Annotated in this window: 4 protein-coding genes; 3 read left to right on the top strand and 1 reads right to left on the bottom strand. The window is 34.2% G+C overall.

Annotated features, from left to right (window positions below):
- Positions 1 to 271 precede the first annotated feature (271 nt).
- Both FTV27_RS16730 and FTV27_RS16725 read left to right on the top strand, forming a co-directional pair.
- Entirely contained in the window at positions 272 to 3,073 is a 2,802-nt protein-coding gene (locus FTV27_RS16730; protein ID WP_257230052.1) for a DUF1998 domain-containing protein, read from the top strand.
- Between the two features lie 143 nt (positions 3,074 to 3,216).
- Entirely contained in the window at positions 3,217 to 3,702 is a 486-nt protein-coding gene (locus FTV27_RS16725; RefSeq protein ID WP_111828343.1) for a hypothetical protein, read from the top strand.
- 168 nt (positions 3,703 to 3,870) lie between these two features.
- On the opposite strand, the gene FTV27_RS16720 is transcribed toward FTV27_RS16725, so the two are convergent.
- Positions 3,871 to 4,536 (bottom strand): hypothetical protein, encoded by a 666-nt coding sequence (locus FTV27_RS16720; protein ID WP_180079322.1) that lies wholly within the window; start codon positions 4,534 to 4,536, stop codon positions 3,871 to 3,873.
- A gap of 324 nt (positions 4,537 to 4,860) precedes the next feature.
- Here FTV27_RS16720 and FTV27_RS16715 point away from each other — a divergent pair, with 324 nt between their 5' ends.
- Positions 4,861 to 5,001 (top strand): hypothetical protein, encoded by a 141-nt coding sequence (locus tag FTV27_RS16715; protein ID WP_180079321.1) that lies wholly within the window; start codon positions 4,861 to 4,863, stop codon positions 4,999 to 5,001.
- The last annotated feature ends 82 nt before the right edge of the window (positions 5,002 to 5,083 follow it).

Below are 5,083 nucleotides of genomic sequence, written 5' to 3'. Positions count from 1 at the left end.
CAATGGCTTTTATGGCTTCAGCTTTAAATTCTGCGGTGTAAGTCTTCTGTTTCTTGCTCATGGTAAACTCCTAATGAGTATGTATAGTTTACCAAGTTAAACCCTCCTGTTTTTTAAGCACACATCAAGAGCACTTTCTTACACAATCTGTAAGTCGAATCCACATGATCAACAAGTATTTCATAACCCTAAATGGGCTTTTGAAACTAGTATCCCGGCACCTTATGTCGCTTTAAACTCCAAGAGATTGATCCAAAGGCATGTCAATTCCATGTATCTCTCATTCTTTTTAAAAAATGAGATTGGAAATACAGATGCTGAAAAAACTAAATTAAATTTGAAGTGGTTTTATTTAGCAAATGGTGACGAAGATATTTCTGTTTGCAATCGATTTATTAATTGGTTAAAAGCCAATATTTATACATATTCTTATGCGCTAGAAAAATTAATCAAAGGTACCGATTTATCTTTTGATTCCGTTGAAAGTATTTTAGGGAACACTATCCAAAAAATATCTGAAATGCGTGATCAATGGTTAAAGGAATACAAGCGTCTTGAAATACAGATAAGTGAAGCAGTGAAAGGTAGTGCTTACGCTTATAGATTAAATATTGAAATGCGTAGACTCTGTGATGAATATTTATTAAGAGAACTTGCTGCTAAATGCTTTCTACCAGGGTATGGCTTCCCAACTGATATTGCATCATTTGAAACGACCAATGTCATTGACTACATACGTCAAAAGCAAGATAGAGATGCTGAAAAGCAACGAAAGTCTAGAGAAGATAATGTGTCTTTATTACGTGATATGCCAAGTCGAAATTTAGCTGTCGCTATTCGAGAATATGCGCCGGGTTCAGAAATTGTATTGGACGGAAGGGTTTTTAAATCCAAAGGGATATCATTAGCTTGGCATAATATTCATAGTTCTGATGCAAAAGAAGCACAGAAATTTGATTTGGCATGGCGCTGTGTACATTGCGGTCAAAATGGATTTAATACAGATAGTGCAGTCGATATTAATAATGTTTACTGTGATAATCCAAGTTGCGGTGAAAAAATTCGCATAAATGAGCAACGTAAAGTTCTGCAGCCAACTGGTTTCGTTCATGATTTTTATGAAGAACCTAGTAATGATGTAACAACACAAACTTTCATACCTGTCCAAACCCCTTGGATCGCTGGAAAGGGGGCAAGATTAAGCTTGCCGAATAGTGCCTTAGGATTTATGGTTGCCGATACATCGGGGCATGTATTTAATTATAGTTCAGGTTTATATGGGCATGGTTATGCTGTGTGCCTTGAATGTGGTCGAGCAGAATCCCAAAAGGAAAAGGAAAAATTTCCATTGTCTCTTTCACCAGAGCAGAAACATTATCCATTAAAACCATCTAAACATGATCGAGAAAATGGGCAAAGAAAGTTCTGTGAAGGCAGTGAGCGTTTAATCAAAGATTTACATCTAGGTAGCTATATGACTACAGATATCTTTGAATTGGTGTTACATCACCCTGAACGTAATGAATATCTTACAGATAGTAAAGAAAATGAAAGTATAGCATTTACTTTGGCTGTGGCTTTCAGAAAAGCATTAGCGAAAAAGTTAGGTATATCAGCTAATGAATTGGGATATGGTAAACGTCCAATATTATTAGATGGTAATCATCAGATTACAGCTATTCAGGTGTATGACGTCATTAGTGGTGGAGCAGGATTTGCGAGTTCAGCTCCTCGTCACATTGAGTCGTTATTATCTAGTATGATCGATGAACTTGAATGTCCGAAATATTGTGAGTCTGTATGTGCTCATTGTCTTTTGGATTCACAGTCACGACATCATTACAGTTTGTTAAATCGTCATGATGCTAAAAAGTGGTTAGGTGCAAACTATAAAAACTTTATTTCTACTGAAGAATTGTCATTCTTCTCTGGTGCACAATATTGGCCATATAGCTTGAAAGAATGCATTGAACACCATGTATCATTAGGTGCTAAGAAACTAATTTTGAATTGGGGTGGAGAATCTGATAGTTGGGAGTTGTTATCTCCTAGTGTTAAAAAAACAATTGCTAGATGGGCAGAGGATACAAGTTTAGAAATCGATATTTCTCTACCACAAACTATCATAGATTCTAAAGCATATTTGGCTGAGCTGAAATTTTTACAAACACACTTTAATGTACAATTTGTCGAAGGTGACAATATTCATCAATCTATTGTGGCACAACTATATTTGACAGATCGTATTGTTACAGTTGTTAGTCCTGATATGAATAGTCGTATACCAAATGAAGAGTGGTTGAATACAAATGCCATAGTTGGAGTTAGTGAAACTTATAAGTTACTGAGTGAGAAAGTCATAACATTACCAACTTTAGTGGAAAAAAATCAAAGCTCGATTGTGGGATTAGATCTTCTTGATCAATTGAATGTTGATTTATGTAGCTTTGGTCGTAAGTTCTGGAATTTGGTTGCTGAAAGTACTAGTGAGTTCGGAGAAATTTGCCGGAATGAAACTATAAAAAGTATTGAGTATTCAGATCGTTATATCAAGTCAGCTAGCAATATGTTGTTAATTGTTAGTTGGTTAAAGGGGCTTGAGGATCAAGTTGGAAATATTGGTCAGTTGAAGATTAAGACAGTTATTTCTGAAGATGAGACAAAAGATTTACCAACGATCCTTCATCATGATTACCATAGTGTGAAACAATTTGAGAAGGTTTTTGAAAAACTATTAACTGATAATTTAGATATATCCCAAAAAGAAATAGATTTAATGACCTATGATAATGGTAAGGCTCTGTATCACAAGCGAAATTTAACTATAACTTTTGACTCGGGGACTATATTTGATATTCAGCTCGATCAGGGGCTTGGCTATTGGAGATTATTTGAGAGTCATAAATTGTCACAACGAAATGTCTATTTTAATGCCCAAAAGGACTTTATAAGTGTTGCGAATGGACTTACAGATTTACAGAAGTTTTTAGTTGTTAAAAATGGTGAGCAGAATCCAACGAACATTTATGTCAAAAAGAGAGAGGGTGATTTAGTTGTAGCTGTTTCAATATAATAATGTGTGAAAAGTTTACGATTAAAAATACAAGTGATGGTTTATTACTTTAGATTGGCTATTCAAATTGAATAGCATTTCCATAGATGTGAAATAAATAATTTCAATTAACTGTGTCGTATATACAGAAAATGAGAGGGAAAATGAGACCAATTGGACTACACCGTAAATCTAAAGATTACTTAGATACATTAAATATTGACCCTTATGCATTTGAAGAGCGATTCATATACCTCGAATCATTAATAAAAGCGAATCTTGCATTTAAGACGAAACTTGAAAACTTTAAACAACTTATTGATTGTTTAAGCGCAGATCGATGCTTTGCCTTATGGATTGGGGAAACAGAAGATTTAATCATACAATCCGAAGCGTGTTTGCAAAAATTTGCACATGATGAAATTATAGAACAACAATTTGTGGAAGAACATGTTGCTTTGGCAGATCGAATATTCGAGTTAGCCAAAGCACGGGTTTATGAAGGACATTGGGAATATGGCGTATCTCTGGAGGTCGATCAACAATTTGATGATCTAACGGAGTTATGTCGTCGCATTTGGACAAAAGAAAGTAAGGCATGGATAACATTGGCAAAGGTATGGAAAAGTTGTAACCCAATAGGGATGTGATTTACAGGCTCTAATTAGCGATCAAAAACAATTAGCCATTCCATTATCCTGATGACTGCCGCTGCTTAATTATGTGTAATTAATTTACCCTTTAATTAGCTTATAGATCATCGTTCACAAATAACGATGATCTATAAGCAGAAAATAAGGCTTAAAAAATACTGGTGTTCACATCAGTTTAGAAAATAATAAAGCTTCTTCCTTTCTAAAATTTTCAATCGCTTGATCGAGTTGATTAAACTGATGTTCTTTAAGTGTAAAATATTGAATATTTTGATTGGTATTGAATTTTTCCCATACATTTGGTTGCATGTTTAACCGCTGATGGTGATCTAGCTTCAAACGTACAGTTGTTCCAGTGTTTAAAGGCAACTCAATGTGAGTATCGTCCGCTTTCCACACGTGTTCAATATCTTCTACAGAAAATACCGTTAAATCTTCTAAGAATGGAACAAAGCTACGTGGAAAATAAATATTGGTCGGTGAATTTTTAAATAAAGGGCCAATTTGATTTACTCTGAAATTGGCAAACCCACAGCCAATTTCAGTGAGATAGAACTTAAGATGAGGATGGTTTTTGGCATATTGCTTAAAGTTATTGATATAGTTTTGAATAAGATTTAAATCCAATACTTTCCCATTTTTAGCAATGGTTGGAATGCCATAAGACTGGCCTTGTCTTCCTTCGCCTTGACCTAGTTTTGCACCAAAATGATGTAGAGCTGTTTGTGCATATCCAGAGTAATGCTTACCTAATTCATGACAGCCAAATACTAAAATTTGATTTTCGGAAAAGTTATAATCTCTAATTTCTTGATAATATTGATAAATCATAAAAGGTCCATTTGGAAAACGTTTCGTTGAAGAATGCATGTATATGTATGACTCAAACTCAATTTAGATTTGAAAAGTACATAAATATCTAGCTAATAAGTGAAGTAAAGTGTTTAAAAGATTTGTTTAATTTTCTATTAAATGCTAACACAGAATAATTTCAATTGAAGGGCTGTAGGTTCAATAAAAAATAGTTGGACGACAACTAATGTCGTAAAGATGCTCGATAGGTTTGCTAATTGAATATATAAGCCGTAGAGTAAGTTATGAAATTAATCCTTATAAACCAAATAACTATAATTCGCTTATCGTGAGGAAAAAAATATGTGTGTACATCAAACTGAAAAAACAGTTCAAGATTTAGATATTATCAATCAACTGATATTGGGCGATACTTCTAATGAAAAATCAGGAATCTATAAGAGGTGGTCCCACATGTTTGAACAACTAAAAGCGTATTTATAAGTGATATTCCGCTCTAGTTAAGCCACCTTGTTTTGTTGGGGTAGCTGATCATAGTAAAACTCATTTGGTGTCATTTTGTCTA

It is taken from the genome of Acinetobacter sp. YH12251, from assembly GCF_013417465.1.
GTDB lineage: Bacteria > Pseudomonadota > Gammaproteobacteria > Pseudomonadales > Moraxellaceae > Acinetobacter > Acinetobacter amyesii.
Note: the sequence above shows the minus strand (reverse complement) of the source record. Positions and strands in the feature narration are given on the sequence as shown.

Coding starts and splice junctions, on each gene's coding strand:
- FTV27_RS16715 (WP_180079321.1), top strand. CDS start 4,861: ATGTGTGTACATCAAACTGAAAAAACAGTTCAAGATTTAGATATTATC.
- FTV27_RS16720 (WP_180079322.1), bottom strand. CDS start 4,536: ATGATTTATCAATATTATCAAGAAATTAGAGATTATAACTTTTCCGAA.
- FTV27_RS16725 (WP_111828343.1), top strand. CDS start 3,217: ATGAGACCAATTGGACTACACCGTAAATCTAAAGATTACTTAGATACA.
- FTV27_RS16730 (WP_257230052.1), top strand. CDS start 272: ATGTATCTCTCATTCTTTTTAAAAAATGAGATTGGAAATACAGATGCT.